This window comes from Streptomyces sindenensis, from assembly GCF_014649035.1.
GTDB classification, from domain to species: Bacteria; Actinomycetota; Actinomycetes; order Streptomycetales; family Streptomycetaceae; genus Streptomyces; species Streptomyces sindenensis.
In genome coordinates this window covers 20,980-44,864 of sequence record NZ_BMSG01000044.1, presented here as the reverse complement: position 1 = coordinate 44,864, position 23,885 = coordinate 20,980, and the positions used below count along the sequence as shown (strand labels likewise).

Sequence of the window (23,885 nt, the reverse complement as noted above, 5' to 3'; positions counted from 1 at the left end):
TTCCCCTCGTGGGCTCACTGGCCGTAGACGTTCTGGTAGCGCTCGTAGAGCCGGTCCACGGCGGCCGCGTCGATGGCGTCCGGGGTACCGAGCTGGTGGGCGTAATGGACGGTGCGGGCCACGTCCTCGACCATGACGGCCGCCTTCACCGCCGCACGCGCGTCGCAGCCGACGGTGAAGGGGCCATGGCTGCGCATGAGGACGGCGGGCGAGCGGCTGTCGCGGAGGGTTTCCACGATGCCGCGTCCGATGGAGTCGTCGCCGATCAGCGCGAAGGGGCCGACCGGGACCTCGCCGCCGAACTCGTCGGCGATCATGGTCAGCACGCACGGGATGGGTTCGCCGCGCGCGGCCCAGGCGGTGGCGTACGGCGAGTGGGTGTGAACCACGCCGCCGACCTCGGGCATGTGCCGGTAGACGTACGCGTGGGCGGCGGTGTCCGAGGACGGCGCCAGGTCGCCCTCGACCAGGTTGCCGTGCAGGTCGGTCACGACCATGGTGTCCGCGCTGAGGTCGTCGTAGGACACGCCGGAGGGCTTGATGACCATGAGGTCCTCCCCCGGAACGCGGGCCGAGACGTTTCCGGCGGTCCAGATCACCAGCCCGTATCGCGTCAGTTCGCGGTGCAGGTCAGCGACGGTCTGGCGGAGATTCTTCACGCTGTCGGCGGCGTCCATCACTTCTCCTTCGATTCGATGGCAGAGCGGCGCATGGCGCGCAGTCTGCGCATGACGTCGTTGCCGCCCCGGCCGAAGTGGTCGTGCAGGGCGGTGTACTCGGCGAAGAGCCGGTCGTAGGCGGCGGCCTCCGCGGGGCGCGGTCGGTAGACGGCCCGGTCGACCGAGCCCATGGCGGTGGCTGCGGACCGGACGTCGGGGTGCGCGCCCGCGGCCACGGCCGCGTGGAGCGCCGACCCGAGGGCCGGCCCCTGGGTGGAGCGGATGATCGACAGCGGCATGCCGAGGATGTCGGAGTAGAGCTGCATCAGGAACGCGTTGCGCACCAGGCCGCCGGCGATGATGACCTCATCGACGGGTACGCCCGCGGCGGTGAAGGTCTCCACGATCGTGCGCGTGCCGAACGCGGTGGCTTCGAGCAGTGCGCGGTAGACGTCCTCGGGCCGGGTGGAGAGGGTCTGTCCCAGAACCATCCCGGACAGTTCGTGGTCGACGAGCACCGAGCGGTTGCCGCTGTGCCAGTCGAGGGCGATCAGTCCATGCTCACCGACCCGCTGGTTCGCCGCCAGTTCGGTGAGCAGTTCATGGACGGAGAGGCCGCGTGCCCGGGCCTGCACGTGGCAGCTCTCGGGGACCTGGTGCTCGATGTACCAGGCGAAGATGTCCCCCACGCCGCTCTGCCCGGCCTCGTAGCCCCACAACCCGTCGACGATGCCGCCGTCGACCACGCCGCACATGCCGGGGACCTCGCGCAGGGTGTCGCCGTTGAGGACGTGGCAGGTGGAGGTGCCCATGATCGCGACCAGTTGGCCGGGCTCCACGGCGCCGGCCGCCGGTGCGGTGACGTGGGCGTCGACGTTTCCGACGGCGACCGCGATGCCCTGCGGCAGTCCGGTCCAGGCCGCGGCCTCGGCGCTCAGACCGCCGGCCCGGTCGCCGAGCCGGCCGATGGGCTGGTCCAGCTTCTCGGTCACGAAGTCGGCGAAGGCCGGGTTCAGTTGGGCGAGGAAGCCCGCGGCGGGGTACTCGCCGTCCTGGTGGATCCCCTTGTAACCGGCGCTGCAGGCGTTGCGTACGTACGCCCCGGTGAGTCGCCAGACGATCCAGTCGGCGGCCTCGACCCACCGCTCCATGGCCGAGTACACCTCGGGCGCCTCCTCCAGCAACTGCAGCGCCTTGGCGAACTCCCACTCCGAGGAGATCAGCCCTCCGTACCTCGGCAGCCACTTCTCCCCGCGTTCCCGCGCCAGGGCGTTGATCCGGTCGGCCTGCGGCTGGGCGGCGTGGTGGCGCCAGAGCTTGACGTAGGCGTGCGGATTCCCGGCGAGCTCGGGCAGGTCACACAGCGGGGTTCCGTCCCCGGTGGTCGGCACCATCGTGCAGGCGGTGAAGTCGGTCCCGATTCCGATCACTCGGGCCGGATCGACCCCGGCGTCCGCGATCGCGGCCGGCACGGCAATCCGCAGGACATCGAGATAGTCCTCGGGAACCTGCAGCGCCCAGTCGGGCGGGAGAGCCCGGCCCGTCGCGGGCAGGGTCCGGTCGATGACGCCGTGACGGTAGGCATGGACGCCCGTGCCCAGCTCGGCACCGTCGCGGACCCGCACCACTACGGCCCGCCCGGACAGCGTGCCGTAGTCGACACCGACTACGAGGGAGTCAGGTTCGTCGGCCATGAAGCCACCTTTGATCGTTCGTAGAAGGACATCCGAAGTGTTATCGCTAACAATCTGCGCGTCAAGACATCCACCGACAGGAATGTCTGGGCATGTGAGCGTGCTCAGGCAGGAATCAAGAAGATCGACCGAGGGCTTGGCTCAGTCGCGCGGAGCCGCGACGCTCTCCCGCGGGATGAGCGTGGGGTTGAGCGTGCGCAGCGAGGGCCCCGACTCGCCCTCGATCCGGGCCAGCAGAAGGCTGAGGGTCTCGGTGGCCACCCCGTCGAAGTCGGGGCGCATCGTGGTCAGCGGGGGCGAGAAGAACTCGGCCTCGGGTACGTCGTCGAATCCGACGATGCTCACGTCGCGAGGGACGCGACGGCCCCGCTCGGCCAGGGCGCGGATGGCTCCGAGCGCAAGGTGGTCGTTGGCCGCGAACACCGCGGTCACATCCGGCATACGGGCCAGCATCTGGCCCGCGCGATAGCCGGAGGCCGCGCTCCAGTCCGCGGAACTGACGGGCGGGATCTCCGCGCCGGCCTCTTGCAGAGCCCGCCGCCACCCGCGCGCCCGGCCGGCGGCGTCGAACCAGTCGGACGGGCCCGAGATGTGCCACACGGTCTGGTGCCCGGCCTCCAGCAGGTGCCGGGTGGCGGCGAAGGCGCCCTCCTCCTGGTCGACCGTGACCAGGGCTCCGCCCCGGCCGGGGTCCCCGTCGACGGCGACCAGGGGGACATCGGCCGGGATCTCCGCCAGCGCCTCGTCGGCGGAGGCGGTGGGGGCGATGACCACGATGCCGGCGACCCGCTGGTCGCGGTGGTGCTCCACCGCCGCGGCGATGGAGGAGCGGTCGAGGACGCGCACCCGCCGCACACTCACCGCGAAGCCCTGGGCCGCGGCGGCCAGTTCGAAGGCGGCCAGCATGGAGGTGGGCCCGTACAGGGTCGAGTTCTGCGCCACCACGCCGATCTGCTGGGACCGGCCGGTCACCAGGGTGCGCGCGGCGCGGTTGGGGCGGTACCCCAGCTCGGCGATGGCGGCACGCACTCTCAGCCGCGTCTGCTCCCGGACATTGGGATGCCCGTTGAGGACGCGGGAGACCGTCTGGTGGGAGACGCCGGCAAGCCGCGCCACATCCGTCATCGCCGGCTCGCGTACCCGGGCAGCCGCCGCGGTGTCCTCCACCTGCATCTCCTGACTCCGCCGTTTCTTCCTGCCCGACACCTGTGAGGGACCACGCAGGGACGCGGCACCCGAACCTTAACCAGGCTAGGGGGCCGACAGCCAGCGCACCCCTCCCCGCGTCCGCCGTGAGCCGGGCGCGGAACGCCCCGAGCCTCGTGAGCATCAAGGGCTTCTCAATGATGAGCGCTAACATATCTCATCCTCTCTCCCGCCTTCAGATGGGCAAAATCGCCGTAACGAAGGGGTTGACTGGGCAGATGTGAGCGTTCACTCTGATGCACCAGTGACTCCGGTCACGCGAAGCTCGCCACCCGAGTGGGCACAGTTGAGCACGGAGGAAGCAGTGTTGAAGAAGATCGCCACGGGTGTCAGCGTTCTGCTGCTCGCCACACTGACGGCGTGTGGTTCGGGGGGCTCCTCGGCCAAGGACGGCGACAGCGGCGAGCTCACCATGGGCTTCGCCCAGGTCGGCGCCGAGAGCGGCTGGCGTACGGCCAACACCAAGTCCATCCAGCAGTCCGCGAAGACAGCGGGCATCGAGCTGAAGTTCTCCGATGCCCAGCAGAAGCAGGAAAACCAGATCAAGGCCATCCGCTCCTACATCCAGCAGAAGGTCGATGTCATCGCCTTCAGCCCGGTGGTGGAGACCGGCTGGGACGCGGTGCTGCTGGAAGCCAAGCGGGCCCGCATCCCCGTGATCCTGACCGACCGCGCGGTCGACTCCGACGACGACACCCTGTACGAGACGTTCCTCGGCTCCGACTTCGTCGAGGAGGGCGAGAAGGCCGGCGAGTGGCTGGTCCAGAACACCGAGGGCCCCGTCAACGTGGTGGAACTGCAGGGCACCACCGGCGCCGCGCCGGCCATCGACCGCAAGAAGGGCTTCGAGGAGAAGATCGCCGCGCGCCCCGACATCAAGATCAAGGCCTCCCAGAGCGGCGACTTCACCCGCTCCGGCGGCAAGCAGGTCATGGAGGCCCTCCTGCGCTCCCACCCCGACGTCGACGTCGTCTACGCCCACAACGACGACATGGGCCTGGGTGCCATCGAAGCCATCAAGGCGGCCGGCAAGAAGCCCGGCAAGGACATCAAGATCATCACTGTTGACGCCGTCAAGGACGGGATGCAGGCGTTGGCCGACGGGGAGATCAACTACATCGTCGAATGCAACCCGCTCCTCGGCGACCAGCTCATGGAGCTCGCCAAGAAGGTCGTGGACGGCGAGAAGGTCCCCAAGCGGGTAGTCACCGAGGAGACCACCTTCACGCCCGAGCAGGCGAAGAAGGCGCTGCCCGACCGGCAGTACTGATCCAAGAGCTCCAGTCCCTGCCACCGCGCCCCTCGTGCCGGTGGCAGGGGCTGCACCCACGACGAAAGCACTGGTCATGACCGATTCCTCCGCGCCTACCGGCACCCCGGTGGTCGAGATGCGCGACATCAGCGTCGAGTTCCCCGGCGTCAAAGCTCTCTCGGGTGTCGACTTCCGTCTGCTCCCCGGTGAAGTGCACGCTCTGATGGGCGAGAACGGGGCAGGCAAGTCCACCCTCATCAAGGCACTCACCGGCGTGCACCCTCCGACGACAGGCGTCATCCACCTGCATGGCGAACCGATCGCTTTCGACGCGCCCGGCCAAGCGCAGGATGCCGGGATCAGCACCGTCTACCAGGAGGTCAACCTCCTGCCCAACCTCTCGGTGGCGGAGAACATCCTGCTGGGCCGCGAGCCACGCCGGCTGGGACACATCGACGGACGGGCCATGCGCGCGCGGGCGAAGGAACTGCTCACCCGCGTCGGGCTGTCCATCGACCCCGGCTCTCTTCTGGGCTCCCACCCGATCGCTGTGCAGCAACTCGTGGCGATCGCGAGGGCGCTGGTCGTGGACGCACGCGTCCTGGTGCTGGACGAGCCCACCTCCAGCCTGGACGCCGACGAGGTCGCCGAGCTCTTCCGCATCGTGCGCGTGCTGCGCGACGACGGAGTGGCCATCCTTTTCGTCTCCCACTTCCTCGACCAGGTCTACGAGATCGCGGACCGCATGACCGTCCTGCGCAACGGCTCACTCGTCGGCGAGTACCTGCCGTCCGAGATGAACCACATCGAACTCGTCGCAGCGATGCTCGGCCGCGAACTGGGAGTGCTGGAGGAGGTGCAGCGGCGCTCGGAGGCGCGGGCTCCCGGCACCGCGCCGCTCCTCACCGCCGTCGCCCTGGGCCGTACGGGAGCGATCGCCCCCGTCGACCTGGAGATCCACGCCGGGGAGGTCGTCGGTCTGGCCGGTCTGCTCGGCTCGGGCCGCACCGAACTGGCCCGCATGCTCTTCGGCGCGGACCGCGCGCATACCGGAACTCTCACGTTCGACGGCCGGGAGCACCGCCCCCGCGGCCCCCGGGCGATGATCGCCCAGGGCGTGGCCTTCTGCTCCGAGGACCGCAAGGCCGAAGGGGTCGTCGCCGACCTCAGTATCCGCGACAACCTCGTGCTCGCCCTGCAGGCCGCCCGGGGGTGGGCACGCCCCATCCCGCGGCGCACCTCCGACGCGCTGGTGAGGGAGTACATAGAGAAGCTGGACATCCGTCCTGCCGACCCCGACGCCATCATGAGCACCCTTTCCGGCGGAAACCAGCAGAAGGTGCTGCTCGCACGCTGGCTGGTCACCAAGCCCCGGCTGCTCATCCTCGACGAACCCACCCGGGGCATCGACATCGGCGCCAAGGCGCACATCCAGAAGGTCGTGGCCGACCTCGCAGGTGAGGGCATGGCGGTGCTGTTCATCTCCGCCGAACTGGAAGAAGTGGTACGCGTGTCCGACCGGGTCGTCGTCCTGCGCGACCGGCACAAGGTGGCCGAACTGACCGGCCAGGACGTGTCGGTGGACAAGATCATGTCTGTTATCGCCGCTCCGAGCGACAACCACACCGCGGCGGTGGCTTCGTGACGCGCGGGCGGCTGCTGTGGCCGCTCGTCGCCCTGGGCGCGCTGATCGTCCTCAACATCGCCGTCGAGCCGTCCTTCGTGGAACTCCGGATCCAGGACGGGCACCTCTTCGGCAGCATGGTCGACATCCTGCGCAACGGAGCGCCGACGCTCCTGATCGCCGTCGGCATGACTCTGGTCATCGCCACCCGCGGCATCGACCTGTCCGTGGGAGCCGTCGCCGCCATCGCCGGCGCGATCGCCTGCACCTACATATCCGGCGGCGGGAACGCGGCGACCGCGGTGCTGCTGGCTCTGAGCGTCTGCGTCCTGCTCGGGCTGTGGAACGGCTTCCTGGTCTCCGTCCTCGGGATCCAGCCGATCATCGCCACCCTGGTCCTGATGACGGCGGGCCGCGGCGGCGCCATGCTGCTCACCGAGGGCCAGATCGTCACCGTCAAGGATCCGCTCTACCGGCAGATCGGCTCGGGCTTCCTCGTCCTGCCGATCGCGATCCTGATCAGCCTCGCCGTCCTGACGGCCGTCGCCCTCATCACCCGCCGAACCGCGCTGGGCATGCTCATCGAAGCCGTGGGGATCAACCCCAAGGCGGGCGAGCTCGCGGGTGTACGCTCCCGCACGATCATCTGGACGGTCTACGTCTTCGCCGGTCTGTGCGCGGGGGTCGCGGGCCTGATGATCAGCTCCAACGTGAACGCCGCCGACGCCAACAACGCCGGTCTGTGGATCGAGATGGACGCCATCCTCGCGGTCGTCATCGGGGGCACCTCGCTGGCCGGAGGAAGGTACTCCCTCGCCGGGACGATGCTGGGCGCTCTCGTGATCCAGACGCTGACCACCACCGTCTACACCATCGGTGTCCCGACCAACGTCACGCTGATCTTCAAGGCCGTCGTGGTGATCGCCGTCTGCCTGCTCCAGTCGCCCCGGACGACGAGGATGCTCCGCGCACGCCGTAAGACCGCCGTTCCTACGTCCCGCTCCCAGGAGGTGGCCGCCGGATGAGCACCTTGGCTCTTTCCTCCGCGCGCTTTCCCCAGCGTTTCCTGCCCGTGATCGCCACCTTCGCGGTGTTCGTGGTCACCTTCGGAGCCGGATCGGTCCGGTACGAGAACTTCGCGTCGGGGCAGGTGGTCGCGAACCTGTTCGTCGACAACGCCTTCCTCATCGTCCTCGCGGTGGGCATGACCTTCGTCATCCTGACCGGCGGCATCGACCTCTCGGTCGGCGCGGTCGCCGCCCTCTCGACCATGATCGCCGCGGCCACGCTCAACGCGGGATGGCCTCCGCTGCTGTCGATCATCACGGTCCTCGGTTCCGGCGCCACCCTGGGTCTGCTCATGGGTCTGGTCATCCACCACTTCGAAGTCCAGCCCTTCATCGTCACGCTGGCAGGCATGTTCCTGGCCCGCGGGCTGTGCTTCCTCATCAGTGTCGAGTCGGTCTCCATCACCGAGCCCGCGTTCCGTGAGTTCGCGAGCGGGGCCATCACGCTGCCGGGCGACATCACCCTGACCTACAGCGTCGTGATCGCGCTGGCCGTGGTCCTGGCCGCCCTGTACGTCCTGCACCTGACCCGCTTCGGCCGGACCGTCTACGCGGTGGGCGGCAGTGAGTCCTCGGCCCGCCTGATGGGCTTGGCCACCAGCCGGGCCAAGGTCGGCGTCTATGTGGTGAGCGGTTTCTGCTCCGCGCTGGGCGGCCTGATCTTCAGCCTCTACATGCTCTCCGGCTACGGTCTGCACGCCGTCGGCATGGAACTCGACGTCATCGCCGCCGTCGTCATCGGAGGGACCCTCCTCGCGGGCGGGACCGGCTACCTGGTGGGGTCGGTGGTGGGGGTGCTGGTCCTCGGCACCGTACAGTCGTTGATCTCCTTCGAGGGCACGCTCAGTTCCTGGTGGACGAAGATCGTCATCGGCGCTCTCCTGCTGGCCTTCATCGTGCTCCAGCGTCTGATCGTCCGTCGGCAGGCCTGAGCCAGAGGCCGGCCGACGCGGCTGCGGCCCGTCGGGCACCCCTGCACAACGCCATCAGCGGCGGAGTTCGGCACGGCCCGGTGGTCCGGGCGGGCCAGCTCACCGGGCTCACATCCGAGGTCCGCAGCCCCGGCCTCCCGGCCCGGGACCGAGATGGGCCAGCGGGGAGATTCCCTCGGCCGGAGCGAGGAGCGCCACGCAGGGCACGGGGTGCGTCGGTGACAGAAGGTGCGCCACATCGAACGGAGTTCCTGGGAAGCGAAGCTCGGTGACCTGCGCACCGCGGGGTGACCGCGCACCCCACCCGGTTGTGCGCCACTGCCGCTGCGAGCCCGTCGCCGGCCCGCCGAACGCCTGGGCTGCGCGGCCGGGTGGGCTAACCTGCCCGGATGAGTCTCCTTGATGACGTGGCCGAGCGCGACGGCCGACGGTGCTGGGTGTGCGACGAGGCGGTCGACCTCGACACGTCGGTGAACGACCCGCGGGGGCCCAGCGTCGACAGCCGGACCGCCGACCGGAAGGCCAAGGTCGCCGAGCGGCTCGCGCACCGCGGATGCAACACCCGCAAGGGTGCGGTCAAAGTGGTCATCGCCTGGCCGGACCACCTGTACGTGGTCGAACCCGCGCCGCTGATCACCGTTGCCGGGAGGCTGGAGCGCAAGGGGGGCCGCGAGATGGTGGGCCGTTGTCCGACCAGGCGGGACGCGCAGGAAGCGGCGGACTGGCTGGTGGACCGGTTCTCCCGACTGGTGCCCGGGCTGCCGGTGACCGCCGACATCGAGCCGGGCGGCGGCCAGTTCCTCGCCTACCTGGCCTCCGGCCGCCGCTGACCAGGCATCACCCGTTCTCCTCCGAGGCCCACACGGCCGGGAGAACATCCCGCCCCCGTCGCCACTTCTTCACGCCGATGCCGACGCCCTGTACGACAAGGGCGTCGGCATCGACCGTGGGGCGGGTCGGCTTCCTCTCGCCGGGACCTCGGCCTGGTGCTCGTCCGCGCTGCCCCCAAACGGACTCCCGCACCGCGCAGGCGGCGTCCGCACCCGCCGACTGTCGGCGGTCAGGAAATCCTCCCGTCGGCGTTCGGGGGGCTATCAGCCCAGGAAGCTCAATGCGAGCGAAACCCCCTGCCGATGCCATGGCCGGCGGCCGCGAAACGTGTGCGGCCCGCAACACTGACACCCTTCGCGCTACTGGCGGATACCCCTACTCACAAAGGTCATCAGGTGCAGAACATTCAGTTCCGTGAACTTCTAGGGGCACCCCTGGCCAACGGCGATACGGACACAGACTGGGAAGCCGTTGAAAGAAGGAACCACATCACTCTACCCGCCGACTACAAGGAGTTCGTCTCCGCTTACGGGCCGGGGTGCATCAATGATCAGGTTTACCTCTTTCATCCACGAGCCGCGAGAGGAGATCACGGCCTGCGCCTCGAATCGCTATGGGATCAGGCATCCCTCTCGTACGGAGAGACGGCTCAAAGTGATCCCCATGCGCACCGGCACCCCATACACCCGGAAGAGGGCGGATACTTTGCAGTTGCTAGATCAATTTCAGGCAACCACATCTTTCTTGTTCCCCCTGACGAGCACAGAAAGCAGTGGCAGGTCGCGGTGGAAATGGGGGCGTGGTTCATTTTCGAGATGACCTTTACCAATTTCCTCCGGGCTGCGCTGCGCGAGGAACTTGACGTTCCCGTTATTCAAGGGGAGCCGTCATTCGAGCAGATAGGGGACATCGGTTTCGAGTAACGTCAAGCAGAACTGCCGCTCGGCTCCCAGAACGCGCACCGCCAGGCTCGGCTCTTCAGCGATCCTCAACGGATTGCGACCAGATCCCGGCAACCACGTCGTCAACCTGCGGCATCGCGGGTCGGTCCGGGGCGCCGCCCCAGCACCCGGTGGCGGCCATGAGGCTGTTCCGACAGCCGCGCACGGCCATCCGCAGGGCCCCCCAGGGTCTCCAGGGCCTGCGACCAGGGACTGCACCGCGACCGGCATTGGCCGGCACCGCTGACGCGCCCCTGCCAGGCCGCGGGCATGCGTCAACCCTGGCGATGAGGTGGCTGACCAGATACACGGTCCCCCTCGCTCCCAGTCGGCCTGGGCATCAACTCCACCCCTCACCCCCCCGGCGATCGCCTCGCCGTGCACTCCGACGCGGACGCTTTCACGTCACGTCACGTCACGTCACCTCACGGCCGTCGCCGGCGCAGCCACGGGGTGACGCCCACGTCAGCGCCACTTCGGAACGACATTCATTTTCATGTAGGGTCGTTCCCGTCCACCACCCGCCCACGGAGGTCACCATGGCCGTACCCAAACGCAAGATGTCGCGCAGCAACACCCGGCACCGCCGCGCACAGTGGAAGGCCGTGACGCCTCAGCTCACGACCGTGACCGTGGACGGCGTGCCGTACCGCGTCCCCCAGCAGCTGGCCCGGGCGTACGAGCGCGGTCTGCTCCGTCCCGAAGGCTGATACCCGCATGCACACCGCCGCCCCCGCACCGCTCCTTCCCGTCACCGTCCTGTCGGGCTTCCTCGGCGCCGGCAAGACGACCCTGCTCAACCACGTCCTCACCAACCGGGAGGGCCTGCGCGTCGCCGTCATCGTCAACGACATGAGCGAGATCAACATCGACGCCGCCCTGGTACGCGGCGGCGATGCGGCCTTGTCGCGCACCGAGGAACGCCTGGTTGAGATGACCAACGGGTGCATCTGCTGCACCCTGCGGGACGACCTGCTGGAGGAGGTGGACCGGCTGGCGCGCGAGGGGCGCTTCGACTACCTGCTGATCGAGTCGTCCGGGATCTCGGAGCCCATGCCGGTGGCCGCCACCTTCGCCTTCGCCCGCGACGACGGGGCCACCCTCAGCGACCTGGCCCGCCTCGACACGATGGTCACGGTCGTGGACGCCGCCAACTTCCTGCCCGAGCTGGCCGGCGGTGACGAACTGGCCGAACGGGGCCTGGACCAGTACGAGGACGACGAACGCACGGTCAGCGACCTGCTGATGGACCAGATCGAGTTCGCCGACGTCATCGTCATCAACAAACTCGACCTCGTCGATGACGCGGCCGCCGACCGGCTCCGGGCCGCTCTCGCCCGCCTGAACCCAGCCGCTCACCTCGTGCCCGCGGTGCGAGGTCGCGTACCCGTCGGCGAGGTCCTGGGCACGGCCCGGTTCGACCTGGAGCGGGCGCAACAGGCTCCGGGCTGGGTGATGGAGCTCAACGGCGACCACGTCCCCGAGACGGAGGAGTACGGCATCTCCTCCACCGTCTTCCGCTCCGCGGAGTTGTTTCACCCGGGGCGGCTGTGGACCTTCCTGACCGAGTCGCTCGACAGCGGCACCCACGGACAGGTCCTGCGCTCCAAGGGCTTCTTCACTCTCGCCAGCCGGCCCCGGGTGACGGGACTGTGGTCACAGGCCGGCTCGGTGGCGCGCTTCGAGCCGTCCGCCGCGCGGGCCGCCGACAACCGCTACGCCCAGGAACTCGTGTTCATCGGCACGCACCTGGACACGGACTCGCTGCGGGCGGCTCTGACCGTCTGTCTCATGCGGGAGGGCGAAGAGCCGCCCGCCGAGGACCCCTCCCCCGCGTGGGACACCTACGGGTTCGACGAGAGCTGCGCTCACGAGCACGCCCCCCTCGCAAGCGCGACGGGGCACTGAGACTCCGGGCCGGACGGTGGTCGCAGCCACGGCACCGTCCGGTCCGGTACACACCGGGCAGGAAGGCAACCCAAGGGCGGGGAGGGGCCTCTCCCAGGACCGGGGCGGCGGCCTCGGCCCCAGGCGCTGCCCCAGGGAGCGGCAGCGCCGCCGGGCACCCATGGCGGGGCCCAGCGGGCTGCGCGGTGGTGGGCGGAGTTCAGGCGACGACAACCGTCCCGGTCCCCTCCCCCGCCGCGTCGGATCCATCGACGGTCACCCGGAAGACCCGGTCGGCCCCCTCCGCCGTGACGCGGGCGCCGGCCCCGTCCCGCACGACGTGGAACTCCACCGCCGGGGCGCCGGTCAGGTCCGGCACGGTGACCGTGCGCGCGTCCGTACCGGTGCCGAAGATCCGCAGGGTGAGGCCGTCCAGCCAGTCCCCGTCCGGGCGCTGGTCGTCGGCGCCCCACGGGAGTACGGCTCCGTCCCTGACCAGCAGCGGCAGACTGTCGAAGCCGTGCGTCTCGTGCCGCCAGGCGGGGCCGGTGACGCGTTCGCCGGTCAGCAGTGAGGTCCAGGTGCCCTCGGGGACGTAGTACTCGACCTCGCCGTCCTCGGTGAAGACCGGCGCGACCAGCAGGTCCGGGCCGAGCATGTACTGCCTGTCCAGGGTGCGGCAGGCGGGGTCGCCGGGGAACTCCACCAGCATGGGCCGCATCATCGGGATGCCCGTACGGTGCGCCTCGGCGGCAACTCCGTAGAGGTAGGGCATGAGGCGGTGCTTGAGCAGGGTGAACTTCCGTGCCACGTCGACGGCTTGCTCGCCGAACTCCCACGGCACCCGGTAGGAGACGTTGCCGTGGAGCCGACTGTGCGAGGACAGCAGGCCGAAGGCCAGCCAGCGTTTGAAGACCGCCGGGTCGGGGGTGCCCTCGAAGCCGCCGATGTCGTGGCTCCAGAAACCGAAGCCGGACAGGCTCAGCGACAGCCCGCCGCGCAGGGACTCGGCCATGGCGGTGAAGGAGGCGAAGCAGTCACCGCCCCAGTGCACCGGGAACTGCTGTCCGCCCGCCGTCGCCGACCGGGCGAAGAGCACCGCCTCCCCCGCTCCGCGCTCCTTCTCCAGAAGTTCGAAGACGGTGCGGTTGTAGATCTGCGCGTAGTAGTTGTGCATCCGCTCCGGGTCGGAGCCGTCGTGCCAGACGACGTCCGTGGGGATGCGCTCGCCGAAGTCCGTCTTGAAGCAGTCGACACCCTGGTCGAGCAGAAGACGCAGCTTGTCGTTGTACCAGGCGCGGGCGGCCGGGTTGGTGAAGTCGACGAGCGCCATCCCCGGCTGCCACAGATCCCACTGCCAGACGTCACCGTTGGCGCGCCTCACCAGGTAGCCGCGTTCGGCGCCCTCCGCGAACAGGGCCGACTTCTGGGCGATGTAGGGGTTGATCCACATGCTGATGCGCAGGCCCCGCTCCTTGAGGCGGGCCAGCATCGCCTCGGGGTCGGGGAAGACCTCCGGGTCCCACAGGAAGTCCGACCACTGGTACTCGCGCATCCAGAAACAGTCGAAGTGGAAGACGCTGAGCGGGATCCCGCGCTCCGCCATGCCGTCGACGAAGGAGGTGACGGTCTGCTCGTCGTAGGACGTGCAGAAGGACGTGGTCAGCCACAGGCCGAAGGACCAGGCCGGCGGCAGCGCGGGTCTGCCGGTCAGGGCCGTGTAGCGGGACAGGACGTCCTTCGGCGTCGGGCCGGCGACGATGTAGTACTCCAGCGACTGGTCCTCGACGCTGAACTGCACCTGCCCGACCGACTCCGAGCCGACCTCGAAGGAGACCTTGCCGGGGTGGTTGACGAAGACGCCGTAGCCGCGTGAGGACAGGTAGAACGGGATGTTCTTGTAGGCCAGTTCGCTGCTGGTGCCACCGTCGGCCTGCCAGATGTCGACGGTCTGCCCGTTCTTGACGAACGGGGTGAAGCGCTCACCGAGTCCGTAAACGTACTCCCCTACGTCCAGGGCCAGTTGGGCGATCATGTGGTGTGTGCCGTCGGGTGCGGTCGCGAATGCCGTGCCCTTCGGGTCCACCCCGGTGAGGCGCCGGCCGTCGGCATCGAGGAAGGAGATGCCCCAGGGGCCCTCACCGTCCATCCGCAACGTCAGTGGCCCGCTGGTGAGTTCCGTTGCCGCACCGTCCCGGCGGGTGCGGGCCGCGGGCGCCGTGGTGTCGTCCGGCAGGATCGTGAAGTCCGGCCCCCGGCGGGCCTTGCCCGCGTGATGGGTGGTACGGACGCCGATGACGCCCTCGGCCGGGGAGAAGCACTCGACGGTGATCAGCGGGGTGTTGAGCGTGTCGCCGCGCGCCGCGACACGCTTCACCGCGGCGTACGCGGTGAACCGGTCGGCCTCGACGCGCAGATCACGGATCTCGGTCGCGTACGAGGCTCGGACGCCCTCGCGCATGAGCCAGAAGCCGTCGGTGAACTTCATGCGGTCTCCTTCGTGGCGGGAACGACGTCCACGCGGGCGAGGCGCACGGTGCCCCGGAGGCCGATGCCCATCTCGTGCACCCCCCGGAGGTCCAGCGCGGCCTCGAAGGTGCGGTACGCGTACGGTCCGCCGGTGTCCGGGAGCTGGAGCGCCAGGCTGTGGCCGCTCACGCTCACGGTGATGCTCCCCTCGCCCGAGGCCAGGAACCTCAGTCCGGACACCCCCTCGCCGAAGTCGCACGCCCGGTAGACGAGGCTCCCCTCCTCGTCGGCGGACGCGGGCGCCACGACGTCACCCTCCGTCTTCGTGCGGTCGAGGATCTCCGTGTCCTTCTGCCGGTCGTAGTCGACGGCCTCCAGACCGTGCGTCGCCACCGGCCGGGGGCCCTGTGCCTCTCCGTCGACGACCGCTGACGCGATGAGCCGGATGTCGGCGCTCGACGCTCCCGCGAGGATCTCGTAGGTGCCCGGCTCCACGGTCCACCGGCCGTGTGCCACACTCCAGTGCCCCAACTCCTCCACGGGCAGTTCGCATGCGATGTGCTCCGCCGCGCCGGGCGCAAGGTGCACCCGACGGTGGGCGACCAGCTTGCGCCGCGGCAGATCCCGGGGATCGCCGAGGCCGGGGAGCCGGCGCCCCGGTCCCTCGCGGGCGGGTTCGGCCGTCTTGGCGGGTCCGGCCGCCCGTACGTAGAGCTGCACCACCTCGTCGGCGGCGGGCCCGCCGTCGTTGGTGACGGTCAGTGCCACGCGCAGCCGCTCGCCGTCCACCTCCGTGCGCAGGGCCGAGTACGTGAAGTCGGCGTAACCGAGGCCGTGGCCGAACGGGAAGAGGGGCGTGCCGTCGAAGTAGAGGTACGTCTGCCGGGAGCCGATGATGTCGTAGTCGAGCAGGCCGGGCAGATCGTCGTCGCTCGCGTACCAGGTCTGCGGGAGCCGGCCCGCCGGGGACACGTCGCCCGCGAGGACGCGGGCGAGCGCGGTACCAGCCGCCTGCCCCCCGTGGGCCGTCCAGAGCAGGGCCGGCAGTCCGTCCGCCGCGTCGCCGACCGCGTAGGGGTAGGCGGAGGCCAGGACGAGGACCGTACGGGGGTTGGCGGCGTGCGCGGCGCGCCACAGCCGGTCCTGCTGGGCGGGGAGGGCGAGGGTCGTACGGTCCTCGGTCTCGCGGCCGTTGATATGGGGGTCGTTGCCCGCCACGACGACCACGGTGTCGGCGGCCGCGGCGACGCGGGCCACCGCGTCGGCGCCGCGCTCGACGGTCTCCCGTTCGAAGACCGTGGCGTCGTTCCGGGAGATCTTCCCGCCCGCGTCGGCAACCTTCGCGCCGTCGGCGGCGACCGAGACGTACCCACCGGTCCCGAGGTGCAGCAGGCGGTACCCGTCGGCGGTTCCCTCCACCGCTTCCAGGCGGAACGTCTCCTGGACGACCCAGCCGCCCGGCTCGTCCGCGGACGCCCTGACGTACCCGTCGTCGGCGACGGAGAGATGGAGCCCCTCGTCGGTACGCAGGGTCAGGACGCCGTCGCCCCAGTCGACGAGGGCCAGTTCGGTTGGCTCGTCGCCGCAGGTCAGCGGAGGCAGGTCGGTGCGGCCCGCGAGGAGGGCCGGGTCCAGGGCGCCTTCGGCGCCGCGCGCCCCGCCTTCCGCCGCCCCGTCGGCGGCGGGTACGTGGACCCAGCCGTCGGAGCTCTTCAGCCTGACCCGGTCCACGCCCTCCGCGAAGAGGACGTTCTCTGCGCCGTACCGTGCGCGGATTCCGTCGAGCGGCGTCGAGCGGTGCAGGAGCGTGCCGCTGTACCAGTCGAGCTTGCAGGCGTCCGCGAGCAGTCCCACGACCGCGACGGTCCGGCCCTGCTTCGGTTCCAGGGGCAGCAGGCCGTCGTTCTTGAGCAGGACGACCGCCTGCTCGGCGGCCTCCAGGGCCAGAGCCCGGTGCTCCTCGGTGTCCAGGTCGTCGACCTGCGCGTACGGGTCGAGCTCCGGGTCGAACTCGCCGAGCGCGAAGCGCATGGCGAGCAGACGGCGGACCGCCGTGTCGATGTAGCTCTCGTCGATGAGCCCCTTCGCGAGCGCGTCGCGGATGCGTCCCGTCATGACGGTGGAATCCGTGCCGTGGTCGGTGAAGCTGTCGACACCCGCCTTCAGGGAGGCCGCGGTGGCCTCCTCGTGGGTGTCGAAGTAGTGCTCGGAGTCGACCAGGTTGGAAGGGGCGCCCGCGTCCGAGCAGACCACCAGCGGCTGGTCGGTCCAACGGCGCAGGTACTGCCCCAGCAGCGGGGAGACGTGGTTCGGGCGGCCGTTGACCAGGTTGTAGGCGGGCATGACGCCGGCCACCGCACCCGCCCGCACCGCGTCGCGGAAGGCCCGCAGGTCGTACTCGTGCAGGACGCGCGGGCGGACCGAGGAGGACGCGGTGTCGCGGTCGGTCTCGTTGTTGTGTGCGAGCCAGTGCTTGAGCACGGGTGCGGTGCGCCAGTAGCGGGGGTGGTCCCCGCGCAGTCCCCGGGTGTAGGCGACGGCGATGGCGGAGGTGAGAGCCGGGTCCTCGGAGTACCCCTCCTCGCCGCGGCCCCACAGCGGGTGGCGGAGCAGATTCACGGTCGGCGCCCAGACGTTGAGCCCGACGCGGTCGTCCTGGGCACGCTTGGCCCGCACCTCGTTGCCGACGGCCTCCCCGATCCGGCGGACCAGGTCGTCGTTCCAGGTGGCGCCGAGGCCGACGGCCTGCGGGAAGACGGTGGCGGGCCCCATCCAGGCGACCCCGTGGAGGGCCTCCTGTCCGGTACGGAACGGGCCGAGCCCCAGCCGCTCCACCGCCGGGGCGAACTGGTGCAGCATCGCGATCCGCTCGTCGGACGTGAGCCGTCCGAGCAGATCGTCGGCGCGCCGGGAGAAGGACAGCCGCGGGTCGCGGAAGGGAAGTGGATGGTCCGTCACGTGCGGGTCCCCTTGAAGAGGTGGGAGGTATTCCGGTCTGCCGGCGCCAAGTCATCTTCCAGCGCGGGGCGGGGAGAAGATCGTTCGAAGCGCTTCGATGCTCATCGGACGACCCCGCGAGTGTCAAGGGCGCGGCCGCCCCCAGGAGCCTCTTCCGGGCAGATCGGCGTGCCATCAAGCCGGGAAGTGGTTCGGATACGGGTCGGACGAATATCGAAACGAACTCTTGTGCGGCCGACACCCTTCACTTAACCTCGCTGCAACATCGAAGCGCTTCGACTAGCAGCCCGTCGACCGCTTCAGCTCAGCCGGTTCCGTTCCGGCCGGCTCGGCCGGTAACGCCCCTACCTCAGCGACAGAGCCCAGCGGCAGTCGCCGCCGCGCGCCGCCCTGTCGCACCACGAAGGGTTGACGCAATGACGCCGAACTCCCCCTCCGCTCCCAGCCGGAGACGATTCCTCGCCTCCTCCGTGGTTGTCGCGGCAGCCGTGGGCGGCGGCATGCCGTTTCTCGCCGCCTGCGGCGGCGGTTCCGGTGGCTCGAAGAACGAGGGCACCACCACCGGTCAGAAGCTGAAGGACATCCTTCCCGCGTATGTGCCCTCGACGACCGTCACCCCGGACATCCCCAGCAAGAACGGCTCGGCCGACGGTTTCACGACGGCGCTCCCCGCCGCCGAGCTGGCGGTGTCGGTGCCCGAGAAGCTGGGCAAGGGCAGCGAGATCAGCATCATGGCGCCGCTCTGGGGCACCTCGCCCGGCGAGGGCAACGCCTACTGGACAGCCATGGACACGGCGGCCGGCGTCAAGGTCAAGTGGCAGAACCAGGACGGCAACGTCTACGGGCAGAAGCTCGGCGCGGTGCTCGCCTCCAGCTCCATCCCGGACGCCGTCGTCATCCCGGGCTGGGAGCTCGGAGGCAAGATCCCGAGCGCCATCGCCAACAAGTTCGCGGACCTGGGCCCCTACCTGTCGGGCGACAAGGTCAAGGCGTATCCCAACCTGGCGGCCATTCCCACCGGCGCCTGGCAGCGCGGCATCTTCGCCGGCCGGCTGCGCGGGATACCCATGCCCGCCGAGGCCACGCCCAACATCACCCCCTTCTACCGCGCCGACCTGTTCGAGAAGAAGGGGTACGAGGTCCCGGCCACCACGAAGGAGTTCTACGACCTCTGCAAGGAGATCAACGCGCCCAGGAGCAAGGTATGGGCGTGCAGCGACATGACGTGGTCGGCGTTCGTCTTCTTCGGGGTGCTGCCGGAGAAGCCCTATTACTGGCAACTGGTCGACGGCAAGCTGGTGAACCGCTACGAGACCCAGGAGTACCTGGAGGCACTGGAGTGGTCACGCTCGCTGTACTCGGCCGGCTTCGTGCACCCGGACGCCAAGGCGGAGACGGGCGACATGCGCACCACCTTCTCCTCGGGCAACGTCATGATGTACAACGCGGACATCTCCGACTGGTACGCCGCGACCGCCGTGCAGCGGCTGGACAGGCCGGACTTCCGGATGGGGGCGATGGACTTCTTCGCCCACGACGGCGGTGACCCCGTCATCTACGAGGCGTCCCCCTCCAACCTCTGGTGCTTCGTCAGCGAGAAAGCCGGCGAGAAGGTCGTCGAGGACCTCCTCGCCCTGGCGAACTTCACCGCAGCGCCGTACGGGAGCAGGGAACAGCGCCTGCGGGCGTACGGCCTGGAAGGCACCCACCACAGCCTGGAGGACGGCGTCCTCGTCAAGAACGAGCAGGGCAACAACGAGGTCTTCGCCACCTACGAGTACATCGCCACCTCCAAGCCGTACCGCGCCTACCCGGACTTTCCGGACGTCGCCAAGGGCGTCGTCGAGTGGCAGCAGCGCCAGGGAGCGCACCTGAAGAAGCCGCTGTTCCACGGGATGCAGATCCAGGAGCCCGCCCGGTACACCGAGCTCAACGCGCAGTTCGAGGCCATGGAGAAGGACATCGTGCGCGGCCGCAGGAAGGTCGGCGACATGCAGCAGCAGGTCTCGGACTGGAAGGCCAGGGGCGGCGACAAGCTGCGCGACTGGTACAAGAAGCTGCTCGACGAGACCGGTGAGTCGGCCTCCTGACATGTCACTGAGCACAGATGACCGGCGCGCGCGGCAATTCCCCGCGTCGACGCCTGCCGAGAAGGACGGGGCGCCCCCCGAAGACGTACGGGTGACCGCGAAGGTGCCCCTGCGGCACCGGCTGCGGCGCGACCGGACGCTGCTGCTGATGACCCTGCCGGCGATGCTGCTGCTGCTGGTCTTCGCCTACATCCCCCTGGCGGGCAACGTCGTCGCCTTCCAGGACTACGACCCGTACATCGCGGACAACGCCGTCCAGGCGATCCTGCAGAGCCCCTGGGTCGGCTTCGAGTGGTTCCAGCAGATGGTGAACGACCGGCTGTTCTGGTCGGCGCTGGGCAACACCCTGACGATCTTCCTGTTGCAGCTGACGCTGTTCTTCCCGGTGCCCGTCCTGCTCGCCCTGTTCATCAACAGCTTTGTGCGGCCCCGGGTCCGGGCTGTGGCGCAGGCGATCCTCTACCTGCCGCACTTCTTCTCCTGGGTCCTGGTCATCACGGTCTTCCAGCAGATGTTCGGCGGCGCGGGACTCATCGCGCAGACGCTGCGGGAGAGGGGTCATGAGGGCTTCGACCTCATGACGAACCCCGGCCTGTTCAAGTTCCTGATCACCTTCGAGATGATCTGGAAGGACGCCGGCTGGGGCGTCATCGTCTTCCTCGCCGCGCTGGCCTCGGTCAGCCCGGAACTCTACGAGGCGAGCGCGATGGACGGTGCGAACCGCTGGCGCCGGATGTGGCACGTCACCCTGCCCGCCCTGCGCCCGGTCGTGGCCCTTCTGCTGGTCCTCCAGGTGGGCAACGCGCTCACCGTGGGCTTCGAGCAGATCCTGCTCCAGCGCACGGCCGTCGGCCCGGGCGCCTCCGAGGTCCTCGATACCTACGTGTGGAACGTGGGCATCCAGTACGGCGGCTTCAGCTATGCGGCGGCCGTCGGGATCGTCAAGGGAGTCTTCGGTCTGCTGCTGGTCCTCGGTGCCAACAAGGTCGCCCATCTCATGGGCGAGCAGGGGGTGTACAAGAAATGAGCGGCCTGCTCTACCGCATGACCGGCGTGGCCGGGACCAAGCCCGGTACGCGTGGCCGGCTGCGGCCGGTGTGGGAGGAGGAGCCGACGAAGGCGGGGCTCGCTTCCAAGGGCGTGGTCCTCGTCCTGGCCTGTCTGGCCGTGCTCTTCCCGCTCTGGGTCGTGGTCGTGACCAGTCTGTCCTCGGTGCGGACCATCACCGACGCGGGCGGGCTGGTGGTGATCCCTCGCGGCATCACGTTCGTCGCCTACCAGGAGCTCCTGGGCGGCGGCCAGGTCACCCGAGCCGCGGTGGTCAGCATCTGCGTGACCGTGGTGGGGACGCTCTTCAGCATGGCCGTGTCGGTCATGTGCGCCTACGGCCTGTCCCGGCCGGGATCGGTGCTCCACCGTCCGCTGCTGCTGTTCATGCTCGCCACGATGTTCTTCGGGGCGGGCCTTATCCCCACCTACCTGGTGGTCCAGGGGCTCGGCCTCACCGACTCCTACCTGGCCCTGATCCTCCCGAGCGCGCTGAACGTCTTCAACATCCTGGTCCTGCGCGCCTTCTTCATGAGTACGGCCCAGGAGCTCGTCGAGAGCGCCCGCATCGACGGGGCGGGTGACTTCCGCATCCTGTGGCAGATCATCATGCCCCTGTCCCGCGCGGTCATCGCGGTGATCACGCTCTTCTACGCGGTCGGCTACTGGAGCGCCTGGTTCAACGCGTCCCTCTACCTCAGCGACCCGGAGATGATGCCGCTCCAGAACGTGATGAACCAACTGGTCCTGAAACAGGAGCGGCCCACCGGTCTGACGCAGGTCATCAACACCGGCCACCTGTCACTGCTCGCCGTCCAGATGGCGGTCATGGTGCTGGCGCTGATCCCGGTCGCGGTCCTCTCACCGTTCGTGCAGAAGCACTTCAAGGAAGGCATGCTCACCGGCGCCGTCAAGGGCTGATCAACGCCTCCCGCACCGCACTCACCCGTCACTGCCCACCGGAGGGTCTTTCGCCATGCGTGTTTCTTCCGTCCCGCAGCCAGAACCCGCCCCGCGTCCCCGGCGCCGCACCGTCCTGGCCGGTGCGGCGGTGGTCGCGGCCTCCGCCTCCGTGCTGCCGGCCTCGGGCACGGCCTCGGCCGCCCGGCGCCCCGGGAAGACCCAGCCGCACCGCTGGCGCACCGCGGCGATCGGCGGGACGGGCTTCGTGACGGGCGTCCTGTTCCATCCGGCCGTGCGAGGTCTCGCCTACGCCCGCACGGACATCGGCGGCGCCTACCGCTGGGACGACCGCAGGTCCCGGTGGACGGCGCTCACCGACCACATCGGCTGGGACGACTGGAACCTGACGGGCGTCGAGGCGATGGCCGTCGACCCGGCGCACCCCGACCGGCTGTACCTGGCCCTCGGGACCTACACACAGCCGTTCGCCTCCCCTGGTGCGGTGCTCAGGTCCGAGGACCGCGGGGCGACGTGGTCACGCGCCGATCTCACGGTGCGCCTCGGGGCCAACGAGGACGGCCGGGGCTGTGGCGAGCGGCTCCTCGTCGATCCGCGTGACAGTGACACGCTCTGGCTCGGAACGCGCCACGACGGGCTGCTGCGCTCCACGGACCGGGGTGCCACCTGGGCCGCCGACACCTCCTTCCCGGCCACGCCGTCGGCGGGCGGCCAGGGCGTCACCCTGCTGGTGGCGGCCGGCCGGACGGTGTACGCGGGCTGGGCGGACGGCGGCACGGTGCTCTACCGCAAGGACACCTCCGGCGGCTGGGAGGCCGTACCCGGGCAGCCGTCCGCCGGAGCCGCGACGAAGGTGCCGGTCCGCGCGGCGTACGACGCGGGCAGCCGTGCGCTGTACGTGAGTTACGCGGACGGGCCGGGCCCGAACAACCAGGCCGACGGCTCGGTGCACCGCCTCGACACCGTGACCGGAGCCTGGAGAGACGTGACTCCGGTGGCCCCGGGCGACGGCGACGCGTTCGGGTACGGCGGAGTGGCCGTGGCCGCCTCCCGCCCCGGCACCGTGGTGGTCTCCACGAACAACCGCTGGGGTCCGGTGGACACCCTGTTCCGTTCCACGGACGGCGGGGCGAGCTGGACCTCCCTCAAGGACACGGCGGTGCTGGACGTCTCGGAGACGCCGTATCTGAAGTGGGGCGGGGAGCCCAAGTTCGGCTGGTGGATCCAGGCCGTGGCGGTCGACCCGTACGACGCGCGGCACATCGTCCACGGCACCGGCGCCACGATCTACGGGACCCGCGACCTGGTCCACTGGGCCCCCGAGATCCGCGGACTGGAGGAGTCCTCGGTACGCCAGCTGATCGCACCGCCCTCGGGAGCCCTGCTGCTCAGCGGCCTGGGCGACATCGGGGTCATGCGTCATGACCGACTGACCGCATCCCCTGCGCGCGGCATGGCGTCGAACCCGGTCTTCGGCACGGCGACGGGCCTGGCCCTGGCCACGCTGAAGCCGTCGTACGTCGTGCGGACGGGCTGGCCCTCGGGATCCGGACCGGCCGGTGCGTACTCCCGCGACGGCGGGGCGAGCTGGCAGCCGTTCGCGTCCCAGCCGGCGATCGCACCTTCGGCTCCCGGCCCGGTGGCGGTCTCCGCCGACGGGGCGACGCTGTTGTGGACGTTCATCCACTGGGACGGCACCAAGTACGCCGCGCACCGCTCCACGGACGGCGGGGCGACGTGGGCGGAGGTGCCCACGTTCCCCAAGGGCGGCACACCGGTCGCCGATCCGCTCGATCCGAGGCGCTTCTACGTGTACGACACGGACACGGGGGCGGTCTTCCTCTCCACGGACAAGGGGGCGACCTTCACCGAGGGCGCGACCGGGCTCCCTTCGGGGGACGTCCAGTTCCGTATCGCCGCGGCTCCCGGACGCTCGGGCGATCTGTGGCTCTCCGCCAAGGACGACGGCCTCCTGCGCTCGAACGACGGCGGCCACACGTTCAGGCCGGTGGCCGGCTGCCAGGCCTCGTACGCCCTCGGCTTCGGCAAGGCCGCCCCGGGGAGGGGGCGGGCGGGCTACCCGGCGGTCTTCCAGACCGGGCGGGTCACGGCGACGTACGAGGGCGTGGCCGTGCTCCGCTCGGACGACGCGGGCGCGACCTGGGTCCGTATCAACGACGACGCCCACCAGTGGGGGTGGACCGGCGAGGTCGTCACCGGCGACCCCCGCGTCCACGGCCGTGTCTATCTGGGCACCAACGGCCGCGGCATCCAGTACGCAGACCCCCGGTGAGGACTTGCCCGGGA

17 protein-coding genes are annotated in these 23,885 nt (G+C 69.8%); 12 read left to right on the top strand and 5 right to left on the bottom strand.

Going from position 1 to position 23,885, the window contains the following annotated elements; genetic code table 11:
- Positions 1-14 precede the first annotated feature (14 nt).
- The 3 genes from IE145_RS30760 to IE145_RS30750 form a co-directional block, all read right to left on the bottom strand.
- Entirely contained in the window at positions 15-677 is a 663-nt protein-coding gene (locus IE145_RS30760; RefSeq protein ID WP_189528708.1) for an L-ribulose-5-phosphate 4-epimerase, read from the bottom strand.
- A complete protein-coding gene (gene araB / locus IE145_RS30755) occupies positions 677-2,353 on the bottom strand; it encodes a ribulokinase (RefSeq protein WP_189528707.1) in 1,677 nt (558 codons plus the stop codon). The genes IE145_RS30760 and araB overlap by 1 nt, the downstream gene beginning before the upstream one ends.
- A gap of 141 nt (positions 2,354-2,494) precedes the next feature.
- Entirely contained in the window at positions 2,495-3,526 is a 1,032-nt protein-coding gene (locus tag IE145_RS30750; RefSeq protein WP_189528706.1) for a LacI family DNA-binding transcriptional regulator, read from the bottom strand.
- A gap of 337 nt (positions 3,527-3,863) precedes the next feature.
- Here IE145_RS30750 and IE145_RS30745 point away from each other — a divergent pair, with 337 nt between their 5' ends.
- From IE145_RS30745 to IE145_RS30710, 8 genes are all read left to right on the top strand, one after another.
- The gene (locus IE145_RS30745) at positions 3,864-4,829 is read left to right on the top strand and encodes an ABC transporter substrate-binding protein (protein WP_189528705.1); all 966 of its coding nucleotides are present in this window, start codon (positions 3,864-3,866) and stop codon (positions 4,827-4,829) included.
- Positions 4,830-4,905: 76 nt separating this feature from the next.
- Positions 4,906-6,456: a sugar ABC transporter ATP-binding protein gene (locus IE145_RS30740; protein WP_189528704.1), complete on the top strand. Its 1,551-nt coding sequence runs from the start codon at positions 4,906-4,908 to the stop codon at positions 6,454-6,456.
- Positions 6,453-7,460, top strand: coding sequence for an ABC transporter permease (locus tag IE145_RS30735; RefSeq protein WP_189528703.1), 1,008 nt, complete (start codon positions 6,453-6,455; stop codon positions 7,458-7,460). The genes IE145_RS30740 and IE145_RS30735 overlap by 4 nt, the downstream gene beginning before the upstream one ends.
- Positions 7,457-8,434 (top strand): galactofuranose ABC transporter, permease protein YjfF, encoded by a 978-nt coding sequence (yjfF, locus tag IE145_RS30730; RefSeq protein WP_189528702.1) that lies wholly within the window; start codon positions 7,457-7,459, stop codon positions 8,432-8,434. The genes IE145_RS30735 and yjfF overlap by 4 nt, the downstream gene beginning before the upstream one ends.
- Before the next feature lie 389 nt (positions 8,435-8,823).
- On the top strand, positions 8,824-9,264 hold the full coding sequence (locus IE145_RS30725) for a hypothetical protein (protein ID WP_189528701.1): 441 nt from the start codon (positions 8,824-8,826) through the stop codon (positions 9,262-9,264).
- Between the two features lie 396 nt (positions 9,265-9,660).
- A complete protein-coding gene (locus tag IE145_RS30720) occupies positions 9,661-10,188 on the top strand; it encodes an SMI1/KNR4 family protein (RefSeq protein ID WP_189528700.1) in 528 nt (175 codons plus the stop codon).
- 557 nt (positions 10,189-10,745) lie between these two features.
- Entirely contained in the window at positions 10,746-10,916 is a 171-nt protein-coding gene (gene rpmF, locus IE145_RS30715; protein ID WP_189528699.1) for a 50S ribosomal protein L32, read from the top strand.
- Positions 10,917-10,923: 7 nt separating this feature from the next.
- Positions 10,924-12,114, top strand: coding sequence for a GTP-binding protein (locus IE145_RS30710; protein WP_189528698.1), 1,191 nt, complete (start codon positions 10,924-10,926; stop codon positions 12,112-12,114).
- A 199-nt stretch (positions 12,115-12,313) separates the two neighbouring features.
- On the opposite strand, the gene yicI is transcribed toward IE145_RS30710, so the two are convergent.
- Both yicI and IE145_RS30700 read right to left on the bottom strand, forming a co-directional pair.
- Positions 12,314-14,581: an alpha-xylosidase gene (gene yicI, locus IE145_RS30705; RefSeq protein ID WP_189528697.1), complete on the bottom strand. Its 2,268-nt coding sequence runs from the start codon at positions 14,579-14,581 to the stop codon at positions 12,314-12,316.
- Positions 14,578-17,520 carry a glycoside hydrolase family 3 C-terminal domain-containing protein gene (locus tag IE145_RS30700; RefSeq protein WP_189528696.1) on the bottom strand — a complete coding sequence of 981 codons (2,943 nt, stop codon included), beginning with the start codon at positions 17,518-17,520 and terminating at the stop codon, positions 14,578-14,580. The genes yicI and IE145_RS30700 overlap by 4 nt, the downstream gene beginning before the upstream one ends.
- Positions 17,521-17,936: 416 nt before the next feature.
- Between IE145_RS30700 and IE145_RS30695 the strand changes: the two genes are divergently transcribed.
- The 4 genes from IE145_RS30695 to IE145_RS30680 are packed head-to-tail and all read left to right on the top strand — an operon-like array spanning position 17,937 to position 23,871.
- Positions 17,937-19,610, top strand: a complete 1,674-nt coding sequence (locus IE145_RS30695; RefSeq protein ID WP_189528695.1) for an extracellular solute-binding protein — start codon at positions 17,937-17,939, stop codon at positions 19,608-19,610.
- A 1-nt stretch (position 19,611) separates the two neighbouring features.
- Positions 19,612-20,637 carry an ABC transporter permease gene (locus tag IE145_RS30690; protein ID WP_189528694.1) on the top strand — a complete coding sequence of 342 codons (1,026 nt, stop codon included), beginning with the start codon at positions 19,612-19,614 and terminating at the stop codon, positions 20,635-20,637.
- A gap of 17 nt (positions 20,638-20,654) precedes the next feature.
- On the top strand, positions 20,655-21,578 hold the full coding sequence (locus IE145_RS30685) for a carbohydrate ABC transporter permease (protein WP_229825971.1): 924 nt from the start codon (positions 20,655-20,657) through the stop codon (positions 21,576-21,578).
- 55 nt (positions 21,579-21,633) lie between these two features.
- The gene (locus tag IE145_RS30680; protein ID WP_189528692.1) at positions 21,634-23,871 is read left to right on the top strand and encodes a 1,4-beta-glucanase; all 2,238 of its coding nucleotides are present in this window, start codon (positions 21,634-21,636) and stop codon (positions 23,869-23,871) included.
- Positions 23,872-23,885 lie beyond the last annotated feature (14 nt).

Bases quoted from the DNA above. Each gene is read 5' to 3' on its own strand.
- IE145_RS30750 (WP_189528706.1), bottom strand. From the start codon at position 3,526: ATGCAGGTGGAGGACACCGCGGCGGCTGCCCGGGTACGCGAGCCGGCG.
- araB (WP_189528707.1), bottom strand. From the start codon at position 2,353: ATGGCCGACGAACCTGACTCCCTCGTAGTCGGTGTCGACTACGGCACG.
- IE145_RS30760 (WP_189528708.1), bottom strand. From the start codon at position 677: ATGGACGCCGCCGACAGCGTGAAGAATCTCCGCCAGACCGTCGCTGAC.
- yjfF (WP_189528702.1), top strand. From the start codon at position 7,457: ATGAGCACCTTGGCTCTTTCCTCCGCGCGCTTTCCCCAGCGTTTCCTG.
- IE145_RS30680 (WP_189528692.1), top strand. From the start codon at position 21,634: ATGCGTGTTTCTTCCGTCCCGCAGCCAGAACCCGCCCCGCGTCCCCGG.
- IE145_RS30710 (WP_189528698.1), top strand. From the start codon at position 10,924: ATGCACACCGCCGCCCCCGCACCGCTCCTTCCCGTCACCGTCCTGTCG.
- IE145_RS30695 (WP_189528695.1), top strand. From the start codon at position 17,937: ATGACGCCGAACTCCCCCTCCGCTCCCAGCCGGAGACGATTCCTCGCC.
- yicI (WP_189528697.1), bottom strand. From the start codon at position 14,581: ATGAAGTTCACCGACGGCTTCTGGCTCATGCGCGAGGGCGTCCGAGCC.
- IE145_RS30740 (WP_189528704.1), top strand. From the start codon at position 4,906: ATGACCGATTCCTCCGCGCCTACCGGCACCCCGGTGGTCGAGATGCGC.
- IE145_RS30725 (WP_189528701.1), top strand. From the start codon at position 8,824: ATGAGTCTCCTTGATGACGTGGCCGAGCGCGACGGCCGACGGTGCTGG.
- IE145_RS30690 (WP_189528694.1), top strand. From the start codon at position 19,612: ATGTCACTGAGCACAGATGACCGGCGCGCGCGGCAATTCCCCGCGTCG.
- rpmF (WP_189528699.1), top strand. From the start codon at position 10,746: ATGGCCGTACCCAAACGCAAGATGTCGCGCAGCAACACCCGGCACCGC.
- IE145_RS30685 (WP_229825971.1), top strand. From the start codon at position 20,655: ATGACCGGCGTGGCCGGGACCAAGCCCGGTACGCGTGGCCGGCTGCGG.